The following is a 26,670-nucleotide window of genomic DNA, read 5'->3' as shown; positions in this document are numbered from 1 at the left end:
AATGCTCATTTACAGCACGTAAACTCCGCTTCCTCACCCGTTTTTGCCTCGCCTGACCTTCGCTCGACGACTTTTCATACAGAACCTAGAGCCCCAGCCGCTCGCGCATCAGGGCGCTGATGACCTGTTTCGTCTGGCCGATATCCGCCCAGGGGTCGTCAGCGCCCTGTTCGCGCAGATGATCGAGCAGATTGGCAACCGTCCACTGGTTGGCGCCCCGGAGTTCGGAAAGCCCGTCGCGGTGGACCGGTACCGAAACCGGCAGCCCTTCTCGCGCACGCACCGAATAGGCCGCCACCGTGCTGGCGCCGCGGCTGTTGCGCAGGTAGTCGATGAAGATGCGGCCTACCCGGTTCTTCGGCCCGCTGACCGCCGAGAAATGCGTCGGCAGCAACTTCGCCAGGTACCTGGCGATGGCCTGGCTGAAGCGCTTGACCTCGGCCCAGTCATGGACCGGCTCGAGCGGCACGACGATATGCAGCCCTTTGCCGCCGCTGGTCTTGAGAAAGGATGCCAGACCGATCTCGTCCAGCAGGGTCTGGGTCAGCTGGGTCGCCTCGATCATGCGTTTCCAGGGCAGCGCCGGGTCCGGGTCCAGGTCCAGGACAAAACGGTCCGGGTGCTCCAGATCGGGCGCCACGGCGTTCCAGCTATGCAGTTCGATGGTGCCCATTTGCGCGGCGCCGATCAGTGCCTCGACGCTGTCGATGACCAGCAGGGCGCCATGCTTCGGGTCGAGCGCCGGATCAAGTTGGGTGATATGCGGTATGGCCAGCTTGTCGGCGTGTTTCTGGAAGAACAGCTCGCCATCGATGCCTTCCGGTGCGCGCACCAGCGCCAGTGGACGTGCTTGCAGCTGTGGCAGCGCCCAAGGCGCGATCTGCGCGTAGAAACGGGCCAGTTCGATCTTGGTCGTGCCGCTGTTGGGGTCGATGACCCGTTCGGGATTGGAAATCCTGATCCGGCCGTCGCCAACGGAGGTGCCGGCACGTCCAGCGGGCGCTTTGCCTTGGCCGCCGACCGCTTCGGCGCGCTCATGGGTGATGGCCTGGGCCGGCTTGTCCGAACGCAGGCCGTGGAACACCGAATGGCGAACGACACCCTGACGGGTCATTTCGGCATAGCCGACTTCACACATCAGCTCGGGCCGCAGCCATTGCGCGCCGCGTGCATCGGCCGCTGGTGGTGCCTTGGCTAGCGGGCTGTGGTCGCTCTCCAGCTGCTTCAACTGCTTATGTAGACTTTGCAGCGTGGCGTGATTGAAGCCGGTGCCGACCTTGCCGGCGTAGCGCAGCGTGCCTGCCTCGTCGTGCAGCCCCAGCAGCAGCGCGCCGAAACCCGCGCGCGTGCCCTTGGGCTGGGTGTAGCCGACGATGATAAATTCCTGGCGATTGCTGCATTTGATCTTGACCCAGCTGCTGCTGCGCCGGGAGCTGTAGGTACTGCCGGCGCGCTTGCCGATCAGGCCTTCGAGCTTCATCTGGCAGGCGCTCTCGAGAATGCTGTCGGGCTGCTCGGTGAAGTCTTCGGAAAAGCGCAGCAGTTCGCTGTCACCGTGCTCCAGTACCTCACGCAGTGCTGCACGCCGCTGCTCGAGCGGTGCCGCACGAAGGTCCATGCCGTTCAGGTATGGCATGTCGAACAGGTAGTAGAGGATGTTGCCGCTGCGTCCCGCCTCGAAGGCGTTCTGCAGGGCCTGGAAATCCGGCGTGCCCTCCTCGTTCGGTACCACCATTTCGCCATCCAGCCAGCCGGATTCCAGCCCCAGCCCGGCCAGGGCCGCCGCTTGCTGCGGCATCTTCGCGGTCCAGTCATGGCCGTTGCGGGTGAACAGCCTGACCTTGCCTGCCTGGATACGCGCGAGCATGCGATAGCCGTCGAACTTGATTTCGTAGTGCCAGTCACCCGGCGGCACCGAGTCGACCAGCGTGGCCAGCTGAGGCTTGAGGCTGTCCGGCAACTCCGCGGGAGCGGCCCCCTCCAGCACCAGCGTCGAAGGCCGCTCGCGGGGCGGACTGCTGGCAGGTGCCTTGACCGCCTCGGCGGGCGCTTCAGCGATGCGCTGCCTGGCCGTGCCGCGCTTGCGTGGTACAAGCGTGCGGTCGCTGAGCACGCTGTCGGGCTCGGCAGCAACGATGTCGTAGTCATCCTCCGCGCGCGCGGCCTCGTCGCGGGACTTGATCAGGAACCACTGTTCCTTCTTGCCATCCAGGTGCGTACGCACCAGATTCCAGCTGCCGGCGAGCTTCTCGCCCTCGAGCCTGAACTTGAGTTTGCCCTTGCGGTAGCCGTCATGCGGGTCGCCTTGCGGTATCCAGATGCCACGATCCCAGACGATCACGTCTCCGGCGCCATAATGCCCCGCGGGAATGCTGCCTTCGAAACTCGCGTATTCCAGCGGATGGTCTTCCACGTGCACCGCCAGCCGGCGCACGCCCGGGTCCAGGCTCGGCCCCTTGGGAATGGCCCAGCTTTTCAGCGTGCCGTCCAGTTCCAGCCGGAAGTCGTAATGCAGGCGCGTGGCGTCGTGTTTCTGGATGCAGTACTGCAGCGCCTCGGTCTTGCCGCGTCGCTTGCCGTGCCCCTTGCCTGCCGGCTCCGGGGTCGCGGCAAAATCGCGTATGCGCTGGTATTCGTCGAGGGCCATGGCTGGTCTCCAGCGGACGATGCCTTGCGGTTATTCCAGCTTGCCGGCGTCCGTGGAGGGATCGTTGGGACCACCCGGCGCGGAATGGCGGGTTGGATCGGTCGACGACTCACCGTTCATCGGTGGCGCGACTGGACGTCCATCCTCGGTGACTGTGCGTCCCTTGTGATCCTTGCGCGTCTCAACCTCTTCCTGCGGGGTTGGATTGCCCATCGGACTGGGCCGCGAACCCGTATCGTCCCTGGGGGTGCCGGCCGGAAACTGCGCCATGGCGGATGTCGTCATCAAGGCACTCAGGATGGCCGTCAGCAATAGCCTGTTCATGTCAGATCTCCGCGAAGGGTTGCGTACTTCATTTGGTCATCCCCCGCTGATACGAGTTCAGCTGGCGAGACTTGCGGTGCATCGGCGGCTCCGACAAACGGCACCGCCTGCAAAGGCGTTGCAGAGCGTTGCCGGAGTTAATCCGCTCAGTGGACATATCGCCGCATTTACATCCCGACCGGGACTGCTACGGTTTGATGGACGTCGGGTAACCAGGGACGCGCAGCGGCCATTGCGCTGCGCTTCAGCAACCTCCGTACATTTAGGGAGGATTTATGAGCACGCGTCTTCCTCTGTTCAAGATCGAAGCGATCCTGCACACCTACCTTCGCCCGTTTCAGTGCGAGTGCCGCGCCGAACCCGACAGTTCGCTCAGTGTGCGTCTCTACCATGAGCCCCCGGACGAGGAATTGACCGTCCTCGGAATTTCCTACGATCAATGCCGAGACGCGGCCAATCTGGTGCGCCTGGCTCAGGAGTTGCGCATCGAAATGCGCGCGACTCGCAGCACGCTGACGACCGATGTACCGTCCAGCGAGCCGCTGAGCTGAGTGCCGTGCCAGGCTTCAGCGCTGCGATCGAGCGATGCGGCTTTCGGTGCCCTGCCCGCCGCCCATGTACTTGAGAAACACGTCGTGACCGTAGCTGTGGGACCGCTCGGCCTTGCGGCGTCCGAAACGCTGCCACGCCCGCTCGTGCAGATAGAACACCAGCGTGTTGCAAAGCGGTTCGATCAATGCGACAGCACCGCCCAGCACCAGGCTGCCGGTCAGGGCATAGACCACGATGAACGCGGTAGCGAAGTGCAGTACGGCGAAGGTCAGGGTCTTGATTAGCGGTCGTTGCTTCATGTGTCGTGTGCCACCGGGCAGGCTCGCGCCGGCCTCAAGGGAAAAACAGAGGGGATACCCGGCGCGAATGCGACCGGGTATCGTGCCGGTCAGCGCTTGGCTTCCACTTCAGGTTCAGCCGCTCGGGTGAGATAGGCCTGGGTGAGTTCCGCCAGGTGCTCGCGCAGCCAGTCGGCCATTGCCACTTCCTCGACCAGAATGCGCTCGCACACCTCTTTGGTCTGCATGTCGCCCACGGCCTCGGCCGCGGCAATGAGGATCGTGTAGGAGGCGATCTCGAGATTCTCGAAGACGTAACCCATCTGGGCGCCCTTGACGATTTCGTCATTGACCATCATGCCGCCCATGGCCTGCCCCATCGCCATCATCTTGCCGCCCAGGTCCTTGAGACCCGAGTAGGACTTGTCGTAACGCTGCAGGCAGCCTTCGATCAGCCTCGCCTGGCTCTGGGTCTCGGTGATGTGCTGTTCGATGCGCGCCTTGAGTTCCGGATAATGCTCGATACGACTGGCCTGCTTGTTCAGCATGGTTTCGGCCTGGGCCTCCATGGCGTGCGCATCGCGTAGCCATTCGATCAGGCGTTCGGTACGGACGTCATTGCCGGTCTGTGCACTTTGCATGGCTCTACTCCTGTCAGGTCTGCAACTCGAGCCGTCTTTTCGGCCCGCTTGAGTTTGTGAAAGACCCTGCCAGCAGGAGTTCCCCCCACCCGTCCGGCCCTGCCGGGAAGTGCTTTTCCTGAACTTTGCCGGATGCTGCCAGTCATTGGCCCTGACGAACGGCAAACCGGAGCCCGCGTTATCGACCTTCCTGCCTTCCTTTTGCAATGGGATCAGTACATCAGCCAGCCGGCACTGCGCACCATCGCCGCCGCGCTGTTCGTGGCCCTGGTGCTGAGCCTGTTCGGCCGGCTGCTGAGCGCATTGATGCTGCGTCTGGCCCGGGCTTTCCTGTTCATCCGCGAACTCTCCGAGCAGATGGAAAAGCCCGTTCGGGTGCTGCTGCCATTGGCGGGCATTCAAGGCGTCTGGGCATCTGCGCCAAACGACTTGCTGCTTATCGATGCCGCCCGACACATCACGACGCTGCTGATCATCGCCACGCTGACCTGGCTGGTGATGCGCCTGCTCCGTGGACTGCAACAGTTCATCCAGCTGCGCAATCCGCTGGATGTCGAGGACAATCTGCGCGCCAGGCAGATACAGACGCAATCCCGGGTATTGCTGCGCACCCTGGGCTTCTTCGTGCTGCTGGTGGGTGCCGCAGCGATGCTGATGACTTTCCCTGGTGCACGGCAGTTCGGTGCCAGTCTGCTGGCCTCGGCAGGACTCGCCGGTCTGGCGGTAGGCTTCGCCGCACGTCCGGTGCTGGCCAACCTGATTGCCGGCCTGCAGATCGCCATGACCCAGCCGATCCGCATGGACGATGTGGTCATCGTCGAGAACGAATGGGGCCGCATCGAAGAAATCACCGGCACCTATGTCGTCGTGCGCATCTGGGATGACCGGCGGTTGATCGTGCCCCTGCAGTACTTCATCGAGAAGCCGTTCCAGAACTGGACGCGGCGAGGCTCGAGCCTGATCGGCACGGTGTTTCTCTGGGCCGACTATTCATTGCCACTCGAACCGCTGCGCGAGGAACTTCGTCGATTGTGCAAGGAAGTTCCGGAACTGTGGGATGGCCGGGTCTGCGTGCTGCAGGTGACCGATACCAGCGAAAAATCCATCCAGCTCCGCGCACTGGTCAGCTCGTCGGATTCCTCACGCAACTGGGATCTGCGCTGCCACATCCGCGAGAACCTGCTGGGCTTCATCCAGCGCCAGTATCCCCACGCGCTGCCGCAGGTTCGCGCGGACCTGAGTGTCGGTCATAAGCCGCGCGTCGACATGACGCAGCCCGAGCACGCCGAGCCGGAACGGCAGCCGCCGGTATGAGCGGCTCGCCCATGCTGGCAATGCCGACCCGGTATCAGGGGGCATCGATGGCGCTGAGTTTCTCCAGCAACAGGGCGTATTTCTGCGCTAGCTGGGCCAACCCATGTCGGGCGGCCTGCTTGCGAATCGCGACCCGGTCGCCATCGAACTGCACCGTTTCGCTCACCACCACCTGCCGCTCGCCCTGCATCAGTGCATAGGCATAGCACTGCGTGCCGCCCTCATCCTCCTGGTCATCGTCGGCAACACCGGTAATGGCCACCGCCAGCGTGGCGCCGCTGGCATTCAGCGCACCGATGGCCATTTCCCGGGCGACCTCTTCGCTGGTCAGGCCGAACTGCTCGATGGTTTCGAACTCGACCCTGAGCAGGCGGTTCTTGGCCTTCGGTGAATAGACCACGAAGCCGCTGTCCAGCACCTGCCCGCAGCCGGGAATGTCGCCCAGCAGCGAAGCCATCAGGCCACAGGTGCAGGACTCGGCGGTGGTCAGGCTGAGCGCCTCGCGTTTGAGAAATGCAACCACTTGTTCGATCTCTTGCATGCTTTTTGCTCCGCTATTACTGGGGGCTGGTCAGTTCGGCTACGTCTGTAGTCGGAGCAGTTTGGCCAGGTGTGAGTTCCGACATGCGCTATTGATCGGATTTTCAAGAACTTCTTCCGCGAAGCCGGGTCTGGTTTCTGGTAGGGCCAGTGCAGCCCCTCCTGCCCTCGCGGCAGCTCCGAACAAGATTTCAGCCTTGTCGTGTTCATGGTGTGCAGCGGTCACAAGATCGTTGCATAGGAGAAATATGCTCGTAGCTGGCCCCGGCACCTGGAAGCCGGGCGCTCTGGGGAGATATTGATGAGTATTGCCGCTGTGAACACCCAGCCTGTCGGATTGCCGAAGGCCAAATCCGCTCTACCCCCGGTTACTCGCCCAGCCCTGCAGATTCGCAGTAGCCACGACGACAAACGCCGAATCCTCTTCGTTACCTCGGAACTGACCGATCTGGTCAAGACCGGTGGCCTCGCCGACGTCTCCGCTGCCCTGCCCCGCGCCCTGGGTGCCCGGCACGATGTGCGCGTGTTGATTCCCGGCTACAAACAGGTGATAGACAGCGGCCATGCCATTCGCATGGTTGGCACGCTTGGCGGCTACGCCGAGATTCCCGGATGCCGGGTCGGCCGGATGGACATGCCCGACGGCCTGATCATCTATGTGCTGATCTGCCCCGAACTCTATGAGCGCGACGGCTCGCCCTACGGCAACGAGCATGGCGAGGATTGGCCAGACAACCCGGTCCGCTTCGCCCGCCTGTGCCTGGCCGCTGCCGAAATCGCTTCCGGCACTGCCTGCATCAGCTGGGCCCCGGAACTGGTCCACGCCCACGACTGGCCTGCCGGGCTCACCCCGGCCTACATGCACTGGCGCGGACTGTCCACGCCCAGCGTCTTCACCATTCACAACCTGGCCTATCAGGGCAACATCGACATGGGCCTGCGTCGCAATCTGGGCATCCCGGGCGAAGCCTGCGATCCGGAGCGGATGGAGTTCTACGGCCAGCTTTCCTTCCTCAAGGCCGGTATCGCCTACGCCAATCAGGTGACCACCGTCAGCGAGACCTATGCCAGGGAAATCACCACGCCCGAGTTCGGCTGCGGCATGGAGGGTTTCCTCAGCATGAAGGCCCGGCAGGGACTGCTCAGCGGCCTGCTCAACGGTATCGACGAGAGCTGGGAGCCGGAAAGCGATCCCTATCTGGTCAAGGGTTTCAGCGCGCGCAACTGGGCAGGCAAGACGGCAAACGCGACCTACATCCGCGAGTCGTTCGGGCTCGACGCCGGCGAGGCGCCGTTGTTCGCGGTGGTGTCGCGACTGGTCCACCAGAAAGGCGTGGATCTGACCCTTGAGGTCGCCCACAGCATCGTCGACGGCGGCGGTCAGTTAGCCATTCTCGGCCAGGGTGAAAGCCATATCGAGGAGCAGGTGCGCCAACTGGCTCGCCAGTATCCGGGGCGTGTCGCGGCGCATATCGGCTTCAACGAAACCGATGCCCGCCGGCTGTTCGCCGGCAGCGACTTTCTGCTGATGCCGTCGCGCTATGAGCCTTGCGGTCTCAGTCAGATGTACGCGCAGCGCTACGCCTCGCTGCCGATCGCGCGCCGCACCGGCGGGCTGGCCGACTCCATCGAGGATGGCATCACCGGTTTCCTGTTCGACGAGCCGAGTGCCCACAGCTATCGGCAGGCAGTCCAGCGGGCGCTGGCATGCCATCAGCGGGCGCAGCTGCTCGGTGCCATGCGCTGTCGGGCGATGGCCGCCGGCTTCTTCTGGCGTCACGCGATCGAACAATACGACGTGCTCTATCGGAAGTTGCTCGCGGAGCGCCGTGAGGTTCGTCTAATCATCTGAAGAGGGTGTTCAATGCAGAAGCAGCGTGCCTATATCGGGCATCACGGGCCGGAGTTGCTGGATAGCGGGACCACCCGCTTCCGCCTCTGGGCACCAGATGCACGAAACGTCAGTCTGATCGTAGTAGGCGCACAAACGCTGCCAATGATCGCCGCAGAAGATGGCTGGTACAGCATCGATGCGCCCTATGGTGCCGGAACGCTCTACCGCTTCCTGATCGACGACGAACTCCACGTGCCGGACCCCGCCTCGCGCGCGCAAGCCGGTGACATTCACACGCCAAGCCTGGTGGTCGATACCGGTAACGACTATCTATGGCGCAACGGCCAGTGGCAGGGCCGGCCCTGGCACGAAACCGTGCTTTATGAGATGCATGTGGGCCTGTACGGCGGCTACCGGGCGATGGAACTGCACCTGGCGGAGCTGGCCAACCTCGGTGTCACGGCTATCGAGCTGATGCCGATCGCCGAGTTTCCCGGCGACCGGAACTGGGGCTACGACGGCGTGCTGCCCTATGCCCCGGAAGCGGCCTACGGCAGCCCGGAAGAACTCAAGCATCTGATCGACACCGCCCACGGCCTCGGGCTGATGGTCTTCCTGGACGTCGTCTACAACCACTTCGGTCCGGACGGCAACTACCTTGGCCGTTATGCCAAGCACTTCTTCCGCCACGATCAGCAGACGCCCTGGGGCGACGCCATCGATTTCCGGCGCCGTGAAGTACGCGACTTCTTCATCGACAACGCACTGATGTGGCTGATGGATTACCGCTTCGACGGGCTGCGGTTCGACGCGGTGCACGCCATCACCGACCGCAGCTTCCTCACCGAGCTGGCCAGCCGCGTGCATGCCAGCGTCGAGCCGGGCCGCCACGTGCATCTGGTGCTGGAGAACGAGGACAACCGCTCCAGCCTGCTCAGCCAGGGCTTCACCGCGCAGTGGAACGATGACGGCCACAACGTGCTGCACACGCTGCTCACCGACGAGAGCCAGGGCTATTACGCCGACTACCATCAGGACGCGACCACCAAGCTGGCGCGCTTTCTCGGCGAAGGCTTCATCTATCAGGGCCAGAACAACCGTCGCGGCGAGGGCCGCGGTGAGCCCAGCGGCCATCTGTCGCCGACGTCGTTCGTGCTGTTCCTGCAGAATCATGACCAGACCGGCAACCGCGCCTTCGGCGAGCGTCTGGTAAGCCTCGCCGATCCGGACGCACTCCGGGCCGCGACCGCCGTGCTGTTGCTGTCGCCGATGGTGCCGCTGCTGTTCATGGGCGAGGAATGGGGTGCGCGGCAGCCTTTCCTGTTCTTCACCAGCCATCACGGGGAGCTGGCCGATGCCGTGCGTGAAGGCCGTCGCAACGAGTTCGCCGAATTTGCCGAGTTCGCCGACGAGGCGACCCGCGAGCGGATTCCCGATCCCAATGCCGTATCCACCTTCGAGGATTCACGCCCCGACTTCACCGCCCGCAACGAGCCGGGCCACGCCGACTGGTACGCGCTGTACCGCCAACTGCTGAGGATCCGCCATGCCGAGATCGTGCCGCGCCTGCCGGGTGCCCGCTTTCTCGACTCCAGGGTACTGGGCGAAGCCGCCGTCATGACCCGCTGGCAGCTCGGCGATGGCTGTCGCCTGCGGCTGGAGCTGAATCTGAGCGACGCGGATGTGCCGCTGCATGCTGCCCCGGAAGCCGCCACGCTGCTCTTCGCCAGTCGCCAATCGACCGACCAGGCGCAAGATCTGCTAGCGCCTCGTATGGCCAAGCTGTATCTGGAGAAAGCCATATGAGCGACGCATCCCTGATCCGCCTGGCCGAAGCCGCTGGCTTGTCCATCGACTGGGTCGACGCCGACAACTGCCAGCAGCGCGTGGAGCCAGCGGTGCTGCGGCAGGTACTCGCCTGCCTCGGGTTGACAGCGGAAAGCGCCGAGGACATCGACGCCAGTCTGGAAATCCTCGCGCACAAGAACAATCACGGTGGCGTTCCACCGCTGCTGACCTGCGACCAGCATGCCGCCCTGGAACTGGCCACGTTCTTCCCGCCGTCGAGCTCCTTCGAGCTGGAAGGCGAAGACGGAAGCGTTCGACATGGCTCGCTCGACGAACAGGCTCGCTTGCCGGCCATCGACACACCCGGCTACTACCGGCTGACCATCGACAAATACCAACTGACGGTTGCCGTCGCCCCCCGCTCCTGCCCCACGGTCGCGGAAATAGCCGGAACCGGCGCCTGGGGCCTGACCGCGCAGCTGTACGGCCTGCGGCGCCCCGGCGATGGAGGCCTTGGTGATACCCAGGCACTGGAAACGCTGGTCCGTAGCGCTGCCGCGCAAGGCGCCGATGCGCTGGGCATCAGTCCGGTGCATGCGATGTTCGGCGCGCACCTCGATCAGTACAGTCCCTATTCGCCATCCAGCCGCTTGTTCTACAACGTGCTGCATGCCGCGCCGGGTTCGATACTCGGCGAGCGGCCCCTGCGCCAGGCCATCGAATCCTGCGGGCTGGGTGAAGAACTGCAGCGCCTGGAGCGTCTCGACCTGATCGACTGGCCGGCCGTATCCCGGACGCGCCAGCAACTGCTGCGACGTCTGTTCGACGACTTTCGCACCGGCGGCAACGCCCAGCAGGCGGACTTCGACATCTTTCGCGCGAGCGGCGGCGAAGCGCTGGAAAATCACTGCCGTTTCGAAGCGCTGCATGACCATCTGCGCGATGCGCAAGGGCATCCGCAGCAATGGAACGACTGGCCGGACGACTACCGCGACCCGGCGAGCCCGGCCGTGGAGGCGTTCGCTCGCGAGCATGCCGACGAGGTCAGCTACCACGCGTTCGGCCAGTGGCTGATGGCCCGTGGGCTGGAACGTGCCCACGTGGCAGCGCGCAGTGCCGGCATGCGTATCGGCCTGATCTCCGACCTGGCCGTGGGCGCCGATGGTGGAGGCAGCCAGGCTTGGAGCCGACAGGCTGAACTGCTGGCCTCGCTGAGCGTGGGGGCACCGCCCGACATCATGAACCGCGACGGCCAGAACTGGGGCATCTCCGCCTTCTCGCCGTGGGGACTGAGGCAGAATGGCTTCCGTGCCTTCATCGAGATGCTGCGCGCCAACCTGGCCCACTCCGGAGGCATGCGGATCGACCACGTGCTGGGGCTCAAGCGCCTCTGGGTGATGCCCGCCAGTGCCGATCCCAGGCATGGCGTGTACCTGAACTTCCCGTTCGACGAGATGCTCCGGCTGCTGTGCCTGGAAGCCTGGCGGCACCGGGCGGTGATCCTCGGCGAGGACCTGGGGACCATACCTCCGGGCCTGCGTGACGTGCTCGCCGCGCGCGGCATTCTCGGCATGCGCGTGCTGCTGTTCGAACAGCACGACGGGCATTTCCAGCGTGCAGGGCAGTACTCGCCCCAGGCGCTGGCGACCACCACCACCCATGACATCCCGCCGCTGGCGGGCTGGTGGAACGGCCACGATATCGACTGGCGCATCAAGGTCGGCCAGGTTCAGGAACAGGATCGCGCCAAGCAACGGCACTCGCGCGAACACGAGCGTGCCGGCCTGAACCGGGTGCTCTGCGAAGACAGCGGAAAGAATCCCGAACACCTTTTGAGCGCGGAGCAGGCCGTGGATGCCGCCGCCTGTTTTCTCGGTCACACGCCGGCACCGCTGGTGCTGCTGCCCATCGAGGATGCCCTCGGTCTGGAGGAGCAGGCCAACATGCCCGGCATTGTCGAAACCCATCCCAACTGGCGACGCCGCTACCCCGGCGACAGCGCGACGCTGCTCGACGGAGAAGCCAGCCGGCGCCGCCTCGAATGCCTCGCGCAGGCCCGCCGCAACCATCGTGGAGCTGCGCATCGATGAAAGACCTCACCGCAACGTTGCGACTGCAATTCCATCGCGACTTCACCCTGGACGATGCCACAGCGCTGGTCGACTACTTCGCCGAGCTGGGCATCAGCCACATCTATGCATCCCCGTTGCTCACGGCACGCCCGGGCTCGATGCACGGTTACGATGTGATCGACCCGACCCGCATCAATCCGGAGCTGGGCGGCGAGCCCGCGCTGCAGCGTCTGGTCGACGCGCTGCGGACCAGAGGCATGGGGCTGATCCTGGATATCGTGTCCAACCACATGGCCGTCGGCGGTGCCGGAAATGCCTGGTGGCTGGACGTGCTCGAATGGGGCCGTCGCAGCCCCTATGCGCAGTTCTTCGACATCGAGTGGAACTCACCCGACCCGCTGCTGGAAGGCCAGCTGCTGGTGCCGTTCCTTGGCAGCGACTATGGCGACGCCCTGCTCCAGGGAAGCGTGGCGTTGCGTCTGGATATCGACACCGGTGCCTTGTATGCCGAACACTACGAACACCGTTTCCCGATTACTCCGCCGAGTTATGGCGAGGTGCTTCGCGCCGCCGACCACCCGCAGTTGCGCGCCCTGGCACAGCACTTCGATGCACTGAAGACCGAACCTGCGCCCTACCAGACCGCGCGACTGTTGCGCGGCGAGCTGGCCCAGCAGCTGGAGGATGCCGATACTCGCCAGGCGCTGGAGCAGGCGCTCAACGGCTATGACTCGACCAGCGAAGAAGGCTTTCGCCGCCTGCATGCACTGCTCGAGCGTCAGCACTACCGGCTGGCCAGCTGGCGCACCGCGGGTGATGACATCAACTGGCGGCGTTTTTTCGACATCAACGAGCTGGGCGGCCTGCGGGTCGAGCGCCCCGTCGTGTTCGAGGAAACCCACGCGAAGATCTTCGAGCTGATCGGCGACGGCCTGGTCGATGGCCTGCGCATCGACCATATCGACGGTCTGGCCGACCCGCGCGGCTATTGCCGACGTCTGCGTCGGCGCGTCGACCGCCTGAATGCCGGGCGTCCCCCGGAAGCGGCGCAAAGCCATGTGCCGATCTATGTCGAGAAGATCCTCGCCGGTGGCGAGCGCCTGCACGATGACTGGGGCGTGGACGGGACGACCGGCTACGAGTTCATGAATCAGGTTTCGCTGCTGCAGCATGATCCTGCCGGTGAATCCTCGCTCTGCGCGCTGTGGAGCGAAACCAGCGGACGCACCACCGACTTCATGGAGGAAGCCCGCCAGGCGCGCCAACTGGTGCTGACCGGCCCGCTGGCCGGCGACTTCGAAACCGTCGCCCTGGCCCTGCTGCAGGTGGCGCGTGGTGACGTGATGACCCGCGACATCACCCTCGGCGCGATCCGTCGGGCGCTGCTGGAGCTGATCATCCACTTCCCGGTCTATCGCACCTACATCGCCGCATCGGGGCGCCGCGAGGCGGACGAGCCATTTTTCCAGCAGGCGCTGGATGGTGCCCGTACGACGCTGGGCGAGGCTGACTGGCCGCTGCTCGAGCATCTGCAGCGCTGGCTCGGTGGCCAAAGCTTGCGGCAGCTGCCGCGCAGTTTGCGCAAGATTCGCCGCTATGCCTGCACGCGCTTCCAGCAGCTGACTTCGCCAGCGGCAGCCAAGGCCGTGGAGGATACCGCCTGCTATCGCTCCGGTATCCTGCTGTCACGCAACGATGTCGGCTTCGACCCCCAGCACTTCAGTGCACCGCCGCAAGCCTTCCACGACGAATGCCGGCAGCGCGCCGAGCATTTCCCGCGCAACCTGCTGACCACCGCCACCCACGACCATAAGCGTGGCGAGGATACCCGGGCGCGGATCGCCGTGATCAGCGAGCGTGCCGAGTGGTTCGCCGGCAAGGTTCGCCGCTGGCGCGACATGGCCGCCAAGCTGATCCAGCAGCAGGACGATGGGCCGGCTCCTTCACCTGCCGACGAACTGATGCTGTTTCAGATTCTGCTCGGCAGTTGGCCGCTCGACCTGCGTAGCGACGATGAGACAGGCATGGCGCAGTACTGCGAGCGCATCCTGCAATGGCAGGAGAAAGCCCTGCGCGAGGCCAAGCTGCGCACCACCTGGGCCGACCCCAATGGCAACTACGAAGGCGCTTGCCGGCGTTACGTCGAGCACCTTCTGGCGAGTCGAGAAGGTGCCGTGCTGCGCGACGACATCGCCGCGGCGGCAACCGAACTGGCGCCGGCGGGCGCACTGAACAGCCTTGCCCAGTGCCTGCTGCGCATGACCACCCCAGGCCTGCCCGATCTCTACCAGGGCACCGAATACTGGGACTTCAGCCTGGTCGACCCGGACAATCGCCGGCCGGTCGACTTCGGCGCACGCCGTGCCAGCCTCGAGCTGGACGTCCCGCTCGAGCAGCTGCTGCAGAGCTGGCACAACGGCCACATCAAACAGTTCGTGGTCAGTCGCACGTTGCAGTTGCGTCGGAGCCAGCCGCGGCTGTTCAGCGAGGGCCGTTATCTGCCGCTGACCACGGTGGGCGCCCAAGCATCGCACCTGCTCGCCTTTGCCCGCGAACTGGACGGCGAGTGGCTGGTGGTCGTGGTACCGCATCTGGCAGCCGGCCTGCTGGCCGGGCAGAGAACGCCGAAAGTACCGCAGCAACATTGGGGCGATACCCGTATCGCGCTGCCCGAGGCGCTGGACGGTCGGGAGTTCCAGCGACTTTTCGACGGAACGACAGTCACATCCCAACGAGCCAGCCTCGAGGCTGCGCATGTTCTGGACGGACTTTCGGTCGCCGTCCTGCATACGTCCATCTGTGCAAAAGGAGAACCCCAACAATGAATTCAGAAGAGCAAAGAATCCGCGAGTTCGCTTATCAGATCTGGCAATCCGAGGGGTGCCCCCACGGCGAGGAAGAGCGGCACTGGGAGATGGCCCGCAAGCTGGTCGAAGCGGAGAACGGCGGCGGCGCCACGAAAGCCCCCGGCCGTACCCGCAAGACCGCTACCAAGCCCACCGACGCCATAGCGAAGACCGAGACCGCACCGGCGGCCAAGGCTGCTCCGGCATCCAAGCCGCCGCGTGCGAGCCGAGCGGCGCCGAAGGCCGACACCGAAGCCAAGGCCGGTACCCCGGAAACCATCAAAAAGCCACGCGCGCCGCGGGCGAAGAAGGAGAGCTGACCGGCGGCTGCACCTTGTCCGCAGCAGACCGGTCGAATGATCGCCCCCATGTCGGCACTCTCGCCCGCATGCCTTCGAGCATCCATCACTGGAGATTTCATGAGTAAGAGAAAGTCCCATGCGCCACAGGTCATGACCCCATCCAGGATCCGCGAAGGCCAGCCCTTTCCGCTCGGCGCCACCTGGGACGGGCTGGGCGTGAATTTCGCCATTTTCTCCGCGCATGCCACCAAGGTGGAGCTGTGTCTGTTCGACTCCAGTGGCGAAACCGAACTGGAGCGCATCGAGCTGCCCGAGTACACCGACGAGATATGGCACGGCTATCTGCCCGACGCTCATCCCGGCCAGATCTACGGATACCGCGTGCATGGTCCCTACGACCCGGAGAACGGCCACCGCTTCAATCCGAACAAGCTGCTGATCGACCCTTATGCCAAGCAGCTGGTTGGCGAGCTGCGCTGGTCGGAAGCACTGTTCGGCTACACCATCGGCCATGCCGATGGCGATCTCAGCTTCGACGAGCGTGACAGCGCGCCGTTCGTGCCGAAATGCAAGATCATCGACCCGGCGTTCACCTGGGGTCGGGATCATCCGGTGCAGGTCCCCTGGGATCAGACGATCATCTACGAAACCCACGTGCGTGGTTACACCATGCGCCACCCGGCGGTCGCCGACGATGTGCGCGGCACCTTCGCCGGGCTCAAGACGCCGGAAGTGATCGACTACATCCGCAAGCTCGGCGTCTCCTCGATCGAATTCCTGCCGATTCATGCCTTCGTGCAGGACCAGCACCTGCTGGAGAAAGGCATGACCAACTACTGGGGCTACAACAGCATCGCGTTCTTCGCGCCGCATCCCAAGTACCTGGCCAGCGGCAAGATCACCGAGTTCAAGGAAATGGTCGCGCATCTGCACAACGCCGACCTGGAGGTGATACTCGACGTGGTCTACAACCACACCGCCGAAGGCAACGAGCTGGGGCCGACGCTGTCCATGCGCGGCATCGACAACGCTTCCTACTACCGCCTGATGCCGGACGACAAGCGCTACTACATCAACGATTCCGGCACCGGCAACACGCTGGACATGAGTCATCCCTGCGTGTTGCAGATGGTCACCGACTCGCTGCGCTACTGGGCCACCGAGATGCACGTCGACGGCTTCCGCTTCGATCTGGCGACCATTCTCGGGCGCGAGCATGAAGGTTTCGACGAGCGCCACAGCTTCCTGGTGGCCTGCCGCCAGGACCCGGTGCTGGCCAAGACCAAGCTGATTGCCGAGCCTTGGGACTGCGGCCCCGGGGGGTATCAGGTAGGACGTTTCCCGCCTGGCTGGGCAGAATGGAACGATCAGTACCGCGATACCGCACGGGCGTTCTGGAAAGGCGATGACGGGCAGCTTGCCGACTTTGCCAGCCGCCTCACCGGCTCCGGCGATCTGTTCAACCAGCGCGGACGCCGGCCCTTCAGCTCGATCAACTTCGTTACCGCCCATGATGGCTTCACGTTGAAGGACCTGGTGTCCTACAACCACAAGCACAACGAGGACAACGACGAAGGCAACCGCGACGGCAGCGACAACAACCTGTCGTGGAACCACGGCGTCGAAGGCCATACCGACGACCCGGAGATCAACGAGCTGCGCTATCGGCAGATGCGCAATTTCCTCGCCACGCTGCTGTTCTCCCAGGGTACGCCGATGATCGTCGCCGGCGATGAATTCGCCCGCACCCAGCACGGCAACAACAACGCCTATTGCCAGGACAGCGAAATCGGCTGGGTGAACTGGGATATCAGCGAAGAAAGCTACGGCCTGCTGGGTTTCGCACGCAAGCTCATCCGGCTGCGCCAACGCTTCCCAATGCTGCGTCGCGGGCGCTTTCTGGTGGGCGCCTACAACGAAGAGCTGGGCGTGAAGGACGTCACCTGGCTTGCGCCCCATGCCGAAGAAATGTCCATCGAGCAATGGGAAGACGCCAACAATCGCTGTATGGGCATGTTGCTCGACGGTCGCGCCCAACCCACCGGCATCCGCCGTGCAGGCTCCGATGCGACCCTGCTGCTGATCGTCAACGCCTATCATGACCTGGTGAACTTCACCTTGCCGGAGGTGCCCCAGGGCATCTACTGGAACCGCCTGATCGACACCAACCACCCGAGCGCCCGGCCGGAGCGCTTCAACTTCAACGACGAATATGCCGTGACCGGCCGTTCGCTGTTGCTGCTGGAACTGATCAAGGCGGACGAGTGAACTGATCCGTCGGGCGGCTCGGCCCCGGTCATGCCGGGGGCGAGTCGCCCGTCAGCCAGCAAAAAGCGACCTGCGGTAGTGAACCTCGGTGTGTGACTCAAGTCCCAAAACCAGCGCGGCTCACCTAACCAACCAACGGACTCGTTCTGCTCGTCGCCGGCAGCTTCTTCCGTGACGGATCACACGCCATGCTCTCTTCGCAACCGCTTCTGTACTCGCTTCTTTTCCTGCTGGGCCTCGCCCCGCTGTACTCGGCCCAGGCTTCTACCCAACCGAAAGCCACCGACAAGCCCGGCAGCGTGCGGCTGTTCGTCAGCCGAGCCGGCAGCGGCAAGGCGATGGATGTCAGCAACACCCTGCAGGTGCCGGTCGAGGTCACGCTTCGTCTGACGCGCATGGTCAACGTGGCGGGCGTTGGCAAAGGCGTGATCCGCAAGACCGTGCCGGCCAACAGCCGGGTACGCGTGGCCACGCTGAGCAAGCGTCAGGCAGGCGGGCCGATCATGTTCAAGCATGCATTCAGCTATGCCCTGCTGTACTCCCCGGAGCCCGACCAGCCCGGCTCGGTCGATGGGCAGGCCTACGCCTTGCCCTGGCGAGGCGGCCCTTTTCGAATATCCCAGGGCGCGGGAGGCGACTTCAGCCACAACTCGCCGAGCGGTCGTTACGCAGTCGATGTCGCCATGCCGGTCGGCACGCCGATCGCCGCTGCGCGTGCGGGTACCGTGGTGAAGGTTCGCAACGGTCAGGCGGGGCGTCTGCCGGACCCTGCCGGCAACTACGTGCGCATCGAGCATGACGACGGCACGCACAGCGCCTACCTGCACCTGAGCCGCGGCTCGGTGCGGGTCAGTCCGGGGCAACGGGTCGAGGTCGGCACACTGCTGGGCAAGTCCGGAAGCACCGGTCGCAGCACCGGCCCGCATCTGCACTTCGTGGTGCAGAAGCCCTACGGCAAGTCGATGCTGTCCATTCCGTTTCGCTTCAGCCAGCCGGTGGAGTCGCTGCCCAACTTCGCGCTGAGCAGCCAGTGAGGGCCGCTCAGAGCATGCGCTGCATGATGTCGTCCCGTTTGACCAGCCGGTGATAGAGCGCCGCGCCGATATGCCCGATGACCAGCAACAGGGTCAGCCAGGCCAACACTGAGTGCAGGCTGCCGACCGAAGCCATCCAGCCGTTTTCTGGCCCTTTTGCCAGCAGTTGCTGGCCGAACACCTTCAGTCCATAGCCGTTGCCAACCAGATACAGCACACCGGTGATCGGCATCAGCACCATGCACGCATATAGTGCCAGGTGACCGGCCTTGACCAGCCAGGCGGTGGCGGGATCGTGCAGCGGTCGCCGCTCCAGCTGACGGGCCGACCAGATGATCCGCAACACCACCAGCAGCATCAGAACGGCACCCAGCGACACATGCCAGGGCACCAGCGTCTGGCCGATCCAGTGCTCGCCCTCGGCTATACGGTCACCCAGCTTGAGAAACTGCCAGACGATCAGCAGCGCCATGAGCCAGTGAAAGGCTCGCGATACGCTGCCGTACTTCGCTTTCGAATCGTTGACCATCTCGATATTGCCTCCCTTGAGTGAATCAGGACTGCCAGTCGATGCTCAGCGGCTCGTCACCGGCCATGCGAATCAGGTGGTCGGCTGCCACCGTCTGCAGGCGCTGCAGCTGTTGCTGATCGGCGCACTGCAGCTCTGCATCCAGGCAGCCCTCGCCCCAGCGCAGACTGCAACGGCCGAGCGGCAGTTCGATCACCCCGCCCTGCTCGTCCAGCTGTACGGCGAACTTGTGCCGCCAGTGGTTGCACAGGCGCTTGATCAGGCGTTCCGGGTTTTGCTCGACGATGTGGGCTGTGGATCGATACATAGGCTTTCTCCAGTTGAAAACGCCTTGCCTCAGCCAAAGCGATAGGCCGACAGCGTGGTGTGCATGACGCGATCGCTGAAGACCCGGTGCCCGCTCGAGTGCCCAGCGGCGCCAGCGGCCACCAGCAATGGAATGAGATGTTCCTCGGCACGCGGCGGATGGCACAGGCGCGCGGCGGGCGCCTGCTCCCATCGCTGCAGCGCGAGATCGCGTTGCGCGGGCGCGGACTCGACCGCGGCAGTGAGCCAACGATCGAATTCGTCGGAAATCGCTGCGAAACGCGGATCGCCGTAGCCGCGCATGTTGTGAAAGCTCATCCCGCTAGCGACGATCAGGACCCCTTCCCCGCGCAGTGCATGCAGGGCGCGACCGGCTTCTATGTGCGCCAGAGGGTCGAGGTCGCTGCGCAGGGACAGCTGCACCACCGGCACGTCGGCCTCGGGGAACATCAGTTTCAGCGGAATGAATGTGCCATGGTCGAAACCGCGTTGCGCATCCGCGTGGCCGGCCAGCGCTGCCTGATCCAGCAGCGCGACGATACGCGCCGCCAACTGCGGCTGCCCCGGCGCTGGGTAGCGCAGCTCATAGGTGTGCGGCGGGAAGCCGTGATAGTCGTAGATGAGCCCGGGCCGTGCGGCGCTGGTGACGCTGAAGGTCGGCTGCAGCCAGTGTCCCGAGATCAGTACGATGGCTTTCGGCCTTGCCGGCAGCGTGGAGGCCAGGCCCTGGAGAAACACGGCCATGGCGTGCCAGGCGGTCGGCGGATTCCAGTCCATGAAGAAACAGGGGCCGGCGCCGTGCGGCACGAACAGGGTTGGCATGAGCTGGCCTGTGGACATATGGAAAACACTCGCAACTACGATGCGGGCAAGCATGAATTACACTTCACGGAATGAGAACCTCGCCTGATCCATCAACACTTTTAACTGAGAGTAGGAGCCCGGATGCTTGATCGATTCACCGGCATGCGCGTCTTCACGCGTGCCGCAGCCGCGGGCAGTCTCTCGGCAGCCGGGCGGCACCTGGGCATGTCGCCGGCCATGGCCAGCAAACATGTGGATGCCCTGGAGAGCCGCCTGGGCGTCAAGCTGTTCCATCGCAGCACGCGCCGGCTCAGCCTCACCGAGGCCGGCAGCCATTACCTGGACGCCTGCCAGCGGATCCTGTCGGACATCGATGAGGCCGAGGCCAGCGTTGCCTCGCAGCGGATCGAGGCCACCGGATTGCTGCGCATGAACGTGGCGTTGACGTTCGGCACCCGCTTCATTGCCCCGCTCATTCCCGACTTCAGTCGGCGGCATCCAGCCGTGAAAGTGGAGCTGGGACTGACCGATCGTCAGGTCGACCTGCTCGATGGCGGCTGGGACATGGCCGTGCGCATCGGTTGGCTGCGTGACAGTCCGCTGCAGGCCAGGCGCCTGGCCGATTGCCCGTTGCAGGTCTGCGCTGCGCCGCGCTATTTGCACCAGTGGGGTCTACCACGCAGCGTATCCGACCTCGCCAAGCATAACTGCCTGGGCTACAGCCTCTCTTCCCTGGGCGGCGGCAAGCACTGGGCTTTCGGCGAGCGCGGCGAGGTGCGGGCGGCCGTCAGCGGCAACCTGCTGGCCAACAACGGCGAGGCCCTGGTGGCCGCCGCAGTGGGCGGCCAGGGCGTGATCTACCAGCCACAATTCATCGTCGCTCCCGCGCTGCGTAGCGGCGAACTGGTCGCACTGGAACTGGACCAGCCATGCATGGGCCTTGGCATCCATGCGGTCTACCCGGCGGACCGCCGCCCACCGGCCAAGGTCAGAGTGATGATCGACTACCTGGTCGACGCATTTGCCGAGAGGCAACCCTGGAGCCTCGACTGAATCGCCGCTCCGAACGGCCGGCAGTCGCCTGGCCTGTTGCTGAAACCCGCCGGATACGCCCTCGACGACAGAAAAGATGAACCGCCAAGGCCGGGACAAGTCGGAACAGATGTGCCCGGCCGCCATCGGGTCGCGCACGTTCGAATTTTCTCGTAACCCCGCGGGGCATGAGATTCGAGCATCGCGCCGGTTCGCTTCGTCTGCCGCGCTGCCCGTTTCGCCCCGACAGTCAACGCCCGGTGGCCGTGCCGTGCACGTCACGGGCCGATATGGAGTCGCTATGAAAGCTGTGGTCTACCATGCCGTCGGCGATATACGTCTCGAAGACGTACCCGAACCGCGCATCCTCGCCCCTACCGATGCCATCGTTCGCATCACCGCTTCGGCCATCTGCGGCACCGACCTGCACTTCGTGCGGGGCACCGTCAGTGGCATGCAACCCGGCACCATTCTCGGCCATGAAGGCGTCGGCATCGTCGAGGAGCTGGGCGCGGACGTGCGCAACCTGCAGGTCGGCGATCGTGTGGTGATTCCTTCCACCATCGCCTGCGGTAACTGCTCCTATTGCCGTGCCGGCTATTTCGCCCAGTGCGACGGCGCCAATCCGAATGGCAAGGAGGCCGGTACTTCCTTTTACGGCGGACCGGAAACCACCGGCCCGTTCCACGGCCTGCAGGCCGAGAAGGCCCGGATCCCGTTCGCCAACATCGGCCTGGTCAAGCTGCCGCCGGAGATCAACGACGATCAGGCCATTCTCCTCTCCGACATCTTCCCGACCGGCTATTTCGGCGCGGAAATGGCTGAAGTGTGTAGTGGCGATACGGTGGCGGTCTATGGCTGCGGTCCGGTTGGCCAGTTCGCCATCGCCAGTGCCAAGTTGCTGGGCGCCGGCCGTGTATTCGCCATCGACCAGCATGACGACCGTCTGCGCATGGCCCAGCGCCAGGGAGCGGAAATCATCAACTTCAACCGTGAGGACCCAGTCGAGACCCTGAAGCGCCTGACCGGCGGGATCGGCGTGGATCGGGTGATCGACGCGGTTGGCATCGATGCCGAGCATGGCTGTTGTGGCGGCAAGCCTGCCGATGGCGCCACTGCTGGCGGCCTGTGGCAGCCCGGCGATGCCCCGGCGCAGGCGCTGGAATGGGCGGTACAGAGCATCGCCAAGGCCGGCACGCTGTCGATCATCGGGGTTTACCCTCCGGACGCGATGACCTTCCCCATTGGCATGGCGATGAACAAGAACATCACCATCAACATGGGCAACTGCCACCACCGCAAATACATCCCGCTGTTGATCGAGATGATCCAGGCACGCCGCATCGATCCGGCAAAGATTCTCACCCAGGTAAAGCCGATGACCGACGTGATTGCCGCCTTCGAAGCCTTCGATCGCCGCGAAAACGGCTGGATCAAGGTCGAGCTGCAGCCACAGCGAGGCGACTCGCACGGCAGCGAGGAGAAGGTGCTCGACGAGGCGGTGGCCGATACCTTCCCGGCCAGCGATCCGACGACCGTGCAGAACCCCAGGTAGCTCGCGCATGGCCGCCATCCACATCGGCATCTCCGGCTGGCGCTATGCACCCTGGCGTGGTGATTTCTATCCCAAGGGGCTGACGCAGAAGAACGAACTGCGCTTCGCCTCGCGGGCGGTCAACAGCATCGAGATCAATGGCTCGTTCTACTCGCTGCAGACGCCTGAACGCTACGCCGCCTGGTATGCCGATACGCCCAAGGGCTTCGTCTTCAGCGTCAAGGGACCGCGCTACATCACCCATGTGCGCCGGCTGCGCGAGGTGGACAAGCCGCTCGCCAACTTCTTTGCCTCGGGGCTTTTCCTGCTCAAGGAGAAGCTGGGTCCGATCCTCTGGCAGTTCCCGCCGTCGTTCCGATTCGATGCCGAGCTTTTCGAAGCGTTTCTCCGCCAGTTGCCTCATGACACCGATGCGGCGCTGGCCATTGCCAGGCAATGCGAAGCGCGTATGGAAGGTCGTCTTCACCTGTCGATCGATCGCAAGCGGCGCATGCGTCACGCCGTGGAGATCCGGCACGAGAGCTTCATCGATCCGGACTTCATCGATCTCCTGCGCAAGTATCGGGTGGCGTTGGTGATAGCCGATACCGCTGGCAAGTGGCCGCATCAGGAGGACCTGACCAGCGACTTCACTTACATCCGCCTGCATGGCGCCGAAGAGCTCTACACCAGCGGCTACACCGATGCGGCGCTGGATGCCTGGTACCAGCGCATCCGCAGCTGGAGCAGCGGCGGCCAGCCCGACGACGCGCGGCTGATCAGTTCGCGCAAGCCCAGAGCGCGACGATCGCGCGACGTCTATTGCTATTTTGACAACGACGTGAAGGTTCGCGCGCCCTACGACGCGCGGCAACTGCTGCACAGGCTGGGCCTGGACGAACACCTGCAGGCCACCCCTGGACAACTGGAAGGAGCTGTCGATTGACTCTGGATAAAGACCATCCGATCGCAAGTGCCGACCTCGATGCGCACATGGCCACGGCAGTCAATGCCATCCGTATCCTCACGGTGAACACCCACAAGGGCTTCACCGCGCTGAACCGCCGTTTCATCCTGCCCGAACTGCGCGAAGCGGTACGCAGCGTCTCCGCCGACGTGGTGTTCCTGCAGGAAGTGCTCGGCACCCATGAAAAACACGCGATGCGCTTTCACAACTGGCCGAAGACCCCGCATTACGAGTTTCTCGCCGACAGCATCTGGACCGACTTCGCCTACGGCCGCAATGCGGTCTATCCCGATGGCGACCACGGTAACGCCCTGCTGTCGAAGTTTCCGATCATCCGCTACGAAAACCTGGACATTTCCATCGCCGGCCCCGAACGCCGCGGCCTGTTGCACAGCGTGCTGCAGGTACCGGGACACGACGAGTTCCATGCCATCTGCGTCCATCTGGGCCTGCGCGAATCGCACCGCCAGCAGCAACTGGAGCTGCTCTGTAATCTGCTCGATTCGCTCCCCGAAGGTGCGCCAGTGGTGGTTGCCGGCGACTTCAACGACTGGCGGCTGAAGGCCACGCGCACGCTCGATCGCTGCGCCGGACTGCACGAAGTCTTCGCGGTGTCCCAGGGCCAGGTGGCGAAAACCTTTCCCGCACGCTGGCCAATGCTGCGCCTGGATCGCATCTACGTGCGCCATGCCAGCAGTCACCGCGCGCAGATCCTCGGTAACAAACCCTGGACACACTTGTCCGATCATCTGCCCCTAGCGGTGGAGATACACCTATGAGTTACCACTGGAGAGACGGCAATCGCCTTCAGTTGCTGGAAAACGGCGAGGAATTCTTTCCTCGCGTATTCGAGGCCATCGCCCTGGCCAGGAAAGAGGTGCTTCTGGAAACCTTCATCCTGTTCCAGGACAAGGTCGGCACCGAATTGCAGAAGGCGCTGATCGCGGCCGCCGAGAACGGCGCCAGCGTCGATGTTACCGTCGACGGCTACGGCTCGGCCGACCTGTGCGGTGAGTTCGTCACGAACATGACCCGTGTCGGCGTGCGTATCCACATGTTCGACCCGGGTAAGCGGTTGCTCGGCCGGCGGCTGAACGTGTTCCGCCGCATGCACCGCAAGATCGTCGTGGTCGATGGTGAAACCGCCTTCATCGGCGGAATCAATTTCTCCGCCGATCATCTGAGCGACTTCGGCCCGGCTGCCAAGCAGGACTATGCCCTGCAGGTCGAAGGGCCGGTGGTACGCGACATCCATCATTTCGCCCTGAGCCAGATCGCACCGGACAGGCCACCGCAACGCTGGTGGCGGCGGCGCCTGCGGCAGCCTACGCCGGGCTATGGCGGCATAAGCCGCGGCGAGGCGCGGGCATTGTTCGTTACCCGGGACAATGACCAGCACCGCAACGACATCGAGCAGCATTACTTGCAAGCCATTCGAGATGCACGCTCCAGGCTATTGATTGCAAACGCCTATTTCTTCCCCGGCTATCGCGTACTGCGGGAAATCCGTAACGCCGCACGGCGCGGAGTACGGGTAAGGCTGATCCTCCAGGGCGAACCGGACATGCCCATCGCCAAGTTCGGCGCACGCATGCTCTACAACTACCTGATGCGCGACGGCGTGGAGATCCACGAATACTGTCGCCGGCCGCTGCACGGCAAGGTCGCGCTGGCCGACTACGAATGGTCGACGGTTGGCTCGAGCAACCTCGACCCGCTGAGCCTGTCGCTCAACCTGGAGGCCAACCTGATCATTCGTGATCACCTGTTCAACCGCCACCTGCACGAGCGCCTCGATCATCTGCTGCAGACCGACTGCCGGCGCATCCCGCTTGAGCGGATCATCCGCGGCTTCTGGTGGCGGGCGCCGCTGGCCTTCCTGATCTTCCACTTCCTGCGTCATTTCCCCGGCCTGGTGGATCTGTTTCCCACCCACAAGCCACGTCTGGAGTTGCTCGAACCCGAGAGCCCGCCACTGGACCCGGTGCCCGCCCCCCTGCAGCGAGAACAACGATGAGCCATACGACCCAAGGCGAGGCAAAGAGCGGCTGGCGGCGGCGCTGGCCGCTGATCAAGAAGATACTGACCTACGTCTTCTTCATCCTCGTTGCCGGCCTGCTGGTCGGGCTGGCACGCAATCTGGACTGGCAGGAGGTCTTTAGCACCCTGCGCAACTACCGCGCCGAAACCCTGTGGATGGCCGGTGCGGCGGCGCTTGGCAGCTACGTCGTCTACTGTTTCTTCGACGTGCTGGGCAAGGGCTATGCGCGCCACGACCTGCCCATGCGACAGATTCTGCCGGTGACCTTCGTCTGCTATGCCTTCAACCTCAACCTGAGCGCCTGGGTTGGCGGCATCGCCCTGCGCTTTCGTCTTTATTCGCGCCTCGGCTTGCGTCCATCGCAGATAACCCGGGTCTTCACCCTGAGCCTGCTGACCAACTGGCTGGGCTACATGTGGCTGGCCGGGCTGATCTTCGCCATGGGCTGGGTCACACCGCCAGCGAACTGGGAAATCGGCTTCACCGCCCTGCGCTTCCTGGGCTTCGGGCTGTTATTGGTGTGCGTCGTGTACCTGGGACTGTGTGGTTTTTCCAAGCGACGCTCCTGGACCATCCGAAAGCATGAAATCCAGTTGCCGTCCCTGCGCCTGGCTTTGGTACAGCTGGTACTGGGTGCGGCGAACTGGTCGCTGATGGCGCTTGTGGTGTATTTCATGCTGTCCCGGCAGGCGGCCTATCCGGAGGTACTGGGCATCCTGTTGATCAGCAGCATCGCCGGCGTGGTCACCCACATCCCCGCCGGGCTGGGAGTGATCGAGGCGGTGTTCGTCGCCATGCTCGCCGACGACATGAGCAAGGGCGCCATCGTCGGCGGTCTGATCGGCTACCGCGTGATCTACTTCCTGATTCCGCTGCTGCTGGCCACGCTGGTCTACGTCGTGCTGGAAGCCCGCGCGAAGAAGCTGCGCAGCGGTAACCAGGCCGAAACCCAACAGGCGGCCTCGCAGGAATCGGCTTGAGCTTGCCGAATTTGAACGCCTGGTGGGCTGAAGCCCA

23 protein-coding genes are annotated in these 26,670 nt (G+C 64.1%); 15 read left to right on the top strand and 8 right to left on the bottom strand.

Annotated features, from left to right (window positions below; translation table 11 throughout):
• Positions 1-85: 85 nt before the first annotated feature.
• A complete protein-coding gene (gene ligD, locus B597_RS37595) occupies positions 86-2,647 on the bottom strand; it encodes a DNA ligase D (protein WP_024162162.1) in 2,562 nt (853 codons plus the stop codon).
• Between the two features lie 30 nt (positions 2,648-2,677).
• A complete protein-coding gene (locus B597_RS37590) occupies positions 2,678-2,971 on the bottom strand; it encodes a hypothetical protein (RefSeq protein WP_003294906.1) in 294 nt (97 codons plus the stop codon).
• 275 nt (positions 2,972-3,246) lie between these two features.
• Here B597_RS37590 and B597_RS37585 point away from each other — a divergent pair, with 275 nt between their 5' ends.
• Positions 3,247-3,522: a DUF1652 domain-containing protein gene (locus B597_RS37585; protein WP_003294908.1), complete on the top strand. Its 276-nt coding sequence runs from the start codon at positions 3,247-3,249 to the stop codon at positions 3,520-3,522.
• Between the two features lie 15 nt (positions 3,523-3,537).
• Here the strand turns inward: B597_RS37585 and B597_RS37580 are convergent, their stop codons facing one another.
• On the bottom strand, positions 3,538-3,822 hold the full coding sequence (locus B597_RS37580; RefSeq protein WP_003294909.1) for a DUF2061 domain-containing protein: 285 nt from the start codon (positions 3,820-3,822) through the stop codon (positions 3,538-3,540).
• An 89-nt stretch (positions 3,823-3,911) separates the two neighbouring features.
• The gene (locus B597_RS37575) at positions 3,912-4,442 is read right to left on the bottom strand and encodes a ferritin-like domain-containing protein (protein WP_003294911.1); all 531 of its coding nucleotides are present in this window, start codon (positions 4,440-4,442) and stop codon (positions 3,912-3,914) included.
• Positions 4,443-4,643: 201 nt separating this feature from the next.
• Here B597_RS37575 and B597_RS37570 point away from each other — a divergent pair, with 201 nt between their 5' ends.
• Positions 4,644-5,756 (top strand): mechanosensitive ion channel family protein, encoded by a 1,113-nt coding sequence (locus tag B597_RS37570; RefSeq protein ID WP_031323526.1) that lies wholly within the window; start codon positions 4,644-4,646, stop codon positions 5,754-5,756.
• A 34-nt stretch (positions 5,757-5,790) separates the two neighbouring features.
• Here the strand turns inward: B597_RS37570 and B597_RS37565 are convergent, their stop codons facing one another.
• Entirely contained in the window at positions 5,791-6,297 is a 507-nt protein-coding gene (locus B597_RS37565; RefSeq protein ID WP_003294915.1) for a CinA family protein, read from the bottom strand.
• 300 nt (positions 6,298-6,597) lie between these two features.
• Here B597_RS37565 and glgA point away from each other — a divergent pair, with 300 nt between their 5' ends.
• The 7 genes from glgA (at position 6,598) to B597_RS37530 (ending at position 18,440) form a co-directional block, all read left to right on the top strand.
• Complete coding sequence (gene glgA / locus B597_RS37560) at positions 6,598-8,148, top strand: glycogen synthase GlgA (RefSeq protein WP_003294916.1); 1,551 nt, start codon at positions 6,598-6,600, stop codon at positions 8,146-8,148.
• Between the two features lie 12 nt (positions 8,149-8,160).
• Positions 8,161-9,936, top strand: a complete 1,776-nt coding sequence (treZ, locus tag B597_RS37555) for a malto-oligosyltrehalose trehalohydrolase (protein ID WP_003294917.1) — start codon at positions 8,161-8,163, stop codon at positions 9,934-9,936.
• Positions 9,933-12,008 carry a 4-alpha-glucanotransferase gene (gene malQ, locus B597_RS37550; RefSeq protein WP_024162161.1) on the top strand — a complete coding sequence of 692 codons (2,076 nt, stop codon included), beginning with the start codon at positions 9,933-9,935 and terminating at the stop codon, positions 12,006-12,008. Before treZ ends, malQ begins: the two co-directional genes overlap by 4 nt.
• Positions 12,005-14,815, top strand: a complete 2,811-nt coding sequence (locus tag B597_RS37545) for a malto-oligosyltrehalose synthase (protein ID WP_024162160.1) — start codon at positions 12,005-12,007, stop codon at positions 14,813-14,815. The genes malQ and B597_RS37545 overlap by 4 nt, the downstream gene beginning before the upstream one ends.
• Entirely contained in the window at positions 14,812-15,156 is a 345-nt protein-coding gene (locus tag B597_RS37540) for a DUF2934 domain-containing protein (protein WP_003294918.1), read from the top strand. Before B597_RS37545 ends, B597_RS37540 begins: the two co-directional genes overlap by 4 nt.
• 99 nt (positions 15,157-15,255) lie before the next feature.
• Entirely contained in the window at positions 15,256-17,406 is a 2,151-nt protein-coding gene (gene glgX, locus B597_RS37535; protein ID WP_003294919.1) for a glycogen debranching protein GlgX, read from the top strand.
• Between the two features lie 188 nt (positions 17,407-17,594).
• Positions 17,595-18,440 carry a M23 family metallopeptidase gene (locus B597_RS37530; RefSeq protein WP_003294920.1) on the top strand — a complete coding sequence of 282 codons (846 nt, stop codon included), beginning with the start codon at positions 17,595-17,597 and terminating at the stop codon, positions 18,438-18,440.
• 7 nt (positions 18,441-18,447) lie between these two features.
• Here the strand turns inward: B597_RS37530 and B597_RS37525 are convergent, their stop codons facing one another.
• Genes B597_RS37525 through B597_RS37515 form a run of 3 tightly spaced genes read right to left on the bottom strand, consistent with a single transcriptional unit; the run spans position 18,448 to position 20,097 of the window.
• A complete protein-coding gene (locus tag B597_RS37525) occupies positions 18,448-18,969 on the bottom strand; it encodes a cytochrome b (RefSeq protein ID WP_003294921.1) in 522 nt (173 codons plus the stop codon).
• Between the two features lie 25 nt (positions 18,970-18,994).
• Positions 18,995-19,276 carry a DUF2218 domain-containing protein gene (locus tag B597_RS37520; RefSeq protein ID WP_003294922.1) on the bottom strand — a complete coding sequence of 94 codons (282 nt, stop codon included), beginning with the start codon at positions 19,274-19,276 and terminating at the stop codon, positions 18,995-18,997.
• Positions 19,277-19,305: 29 nt separating this feature from the next.
• The gene (locus tag B597_RS37515; protein ID WP_192939403.1) at positions 19,306-20,097 is read right to left on the bottom strand and encodes a DODA-type extradiol aromatic ring-opening family dioxygenase; all 792 of its coding nucleotides are present in this window, start codon (positions 20,095-20,097) and stop codon (positions 19,306-19,308) included.
• A 123-nt stretch (positions 20,098-20,220) separates the two neighbouring features.
• Between B597_RS37515 and B597_RS37510 the strand changes: the two genes are divergently transcribed.
• The 6 genes from B597_RS37510 (at position 20,221) to B597_RS37485 (ending at position 26,633) form a co-directional block, all read left to right on the top strand.
• Complete coding sequence (locus B597_RS37510) at positions 20,221-21,132, top strand: LysR family transcriptional regulator (protein ID WP_003294926.1); 912 nt, start codon at positions 20,221-20,223, stop codon at positions 21,130-21,132.
• 280 nt (positions 21,133-21,412) lie between these two features.
• On the top strand, positions 21,413-22,666 hold the full coding sequence (locus tag B597_RS37505; protein ID WP_003294927.1) for a zinc-dependent alcohol dehydrogenase: 1,254 nt from the start codon (positions 21,413-21,415) through the stop codon (positions 22,664-22,666).
• 7 nt (positions 22,667-22,673) lie between these two features.
• Positions 22,674-23,591 (top strand): DUF72 domain-containing protein, encoded by a 918-nt coding sequence (locus B597_RS37500; RefSeq protein ID WP_003294928.1) that lies wholly within the window; start codon positions 22,674-22,676, stop codon positions 23,589-23,591.
• The gene (locus tag B597_RS37495; protein WP_003294929.1) at positions 23,588-24,391 is read left to right on the top strand and encodes an endonuclease/exonuclease/phosphatase family protein; all 804 of its coding nucleotides are present in this window, start codon (positions 23,588-23,590) and stop codon (positions 24,389-24,391) included. Before B597_RS37500 ends, B597_RS37495 begins: the two co-directional genes overlap by 4 nt.
• Positions 24,388-25,629: a cardiolipin synthase ClsB gene (clsB, locus tag B597_RS37490; RefSeq protein ID WP_024162158.1), complete on the top strand. Its 1,242-nt coding sequence runs from the start codon at positions 24,388-24,390 to the stop codon at positions 25,627-25,629. The genes B597_RS37495 and clsB overlap by 4 nt, the downstream gene beginning before the upstream one ends.
• Positions 25,626-26,633 carry a lysylphosphatidylglycerol synthase domain-containing protein gene (locus B597_RS37485; RefSeq protein WP_024162157.1) on the top strand — a complete coding sequence of 336 codons (1,008 nt, stop codon included), beginning with the start codon at positions 25,626-25,628 and terminating at the stop codon, positions 26,631-26,633. The genes clsB and B597_RS37485 overlap by 4 nt, the downstream gene beginning before the upstream one ends.
• Positions 26,634-26,670: the final 37 nt, after the last annotated feature.

The organism is Stutzerimonas stutzeri KOS6, assembly GCF_000307775.2.
Classification (GTDB): Bacteria; Pseudomonadota; Gammaproteobacteria; order Pseudomonadales; family Pseudomonadaceae; genus Stutzerimonas; species Stutzerimonas stutzeri_B.
Note: the sequence above shows the minus strand (reverse complement) of the source record. Positions and strands in the feature narration are given on the sequence as shown.

What these genes read in the sequence shown, in the direction of transcription:
- ligD (WP_024162162.1), bottom strand. Translation starts at nt 2,647, where the DNA reads ATGGCCCTCGACGAATACCAGCGCATACGCGATTTTGCCGCGACCCCG.
- B597_RS37590 (WP_003294906.1), bottom strand. Translation starts at nt 2,971, where the DNA reads ATGAACAGGCTATTGCTGACGGCCATCCTGAGTGCCTTGATGACGACA.
- B597_RS37585 (WP_003294908.1), top strand. Translation starts at nt 3,247, where the DNA reads ATGAGCACGCGTCTTCCTCTGTTCAAGATCGAAGCGATCCTGCACACC.
- B597_RS37580 (WP_003294909.1), bottom strand. Translation starts at nt 3,822, where the DNA reads ATGAAGCAACGACCGCTAATCAAGACCCTGACCTTCGCCGTACTGCAC.
- B597_RS37575 (WP_003294911.1), bottom strand. Translation starts at nt 4,442, where the DNA reads ATGCAAAGTGCACAGACCGGCAATGACGTCCGTACCGAACGCCTGATC.
- B597_RS37565 (WP_003294915.1), bottom strand. Translation starts at nt 6,297, where the DNA reads ATGCAAGAGATCGAACAAGTGGTTGCATTTCTCAAACGCGAGGCGCTC.
- glgA (WP_003294916.1), top strand. Translation starts at nt 6,598, where the DNA reads ATGAGTATTGCCGCTGTGAACACCCAGCCTGTCGGATTGCCGAAGGCC.
- treZ (WP_003294917.1), top strand. Translation starts at nt 8,161, where the DNA reads ATGCAGAAGCAGCGTGCCTATATCGGGCATCACGGGCCGGAGTTGCTG.
- malQ (WP_024162161.1), top strand. Translation starts at nt 9,933, where the DNA reads ATGAGCGACGCATCCCTGATCCGCCTGGCCGAAGCCGCTGGCTTGTCC.
- B597_RS37545 (WP_024162160.1), top strand. Translation starts at nt 12,005, where the DNA reads ATGAAAGACCTCACCGCAACGTTGCGACTGCAATTCCATCGCGACTTC.
- B597_RS37540 (WP_003294918.1), top strand. Translation starts at nt 14,812, where the DNA reads ATGAATTCAGAAGAGCAAAGAATCCGCGAGTTCGCTTATCAGATCTGG.
- glgX (WP_003294919.1), top strand. Translation starts at nt 15,256, where the DNA reads ATGAGTAAGAGAAAGTCCCATGCGCCACAGGTCATGACCCCATCCAGG.
- B597_RS37530 (WP_003294920.1), top strand. Translation starts at nt 17,595, where the DNA reads ATGCTCTCTTCGCAACCGCTTCTGTACTCGCTTCTTTTCCTGCTGGGC.
- B597_RS37525 (WP_003294921.1), bottom strand. Translation starts at nt 18,969, where the DNA reads ATGGTCAACGATTCGAAAGCGAAGTACGGCAGCGTATCGCGAGCCTTT.
- B597_RS37520 (WP_003294922.1), bottom strand. Translation starts at nt 19,276, where the DNA reads ATGTATCGATCCACAGCCCACATCGTCGAGCAAAACCCGGAACGCCTG.
- B597_RS37515 (WP_192939403.1), bottom strand. Translation starts at nt 20,097, where the DNA reads ATGCCAACCCTGTTCGTGCCGCACGGCGCCGGCCCCTGTTTCTTCATG.
- B597_RS37510 (WP_003294926.1), top strand. Translation starts at nt 20,221, where the DNA reads ATGCTTGATCGATTCACCGGCATGCGCGTCTTCACGCGTGCCGCAGCC.
- B597_RS37505 (WP_003294927.1), top strand. Translation starts at nt 21,413, where the DNA reads ATGAAAGCTGTGGTCTACCATGCCGTCGGCGATATACGTCTCGAAGAC.
- B597_RS37500 (WP_003294928.1), top strand. Translation starts at nt 22,674, where the DNA reads ATGGCCGCCATCCACATCGGCATCTCCGGCTGGCGCTATGCACCCTGG.
- clsB (WP_024162158.1), top strand. Translation starts at nt 24,388, where the DNA reads ATGAGTTACCACTGGAGAGACGGCAATCGCCTTCAGTTGCTGGAAAAC.
- B597_RS37485 (WP_024162157.1), top strand. Translation starts at nt 25,626, where the DNA reads ATGAGCCATACGACCCAAGGCGAGGCAAAGAGCGGCTGGCGGCGGCGC.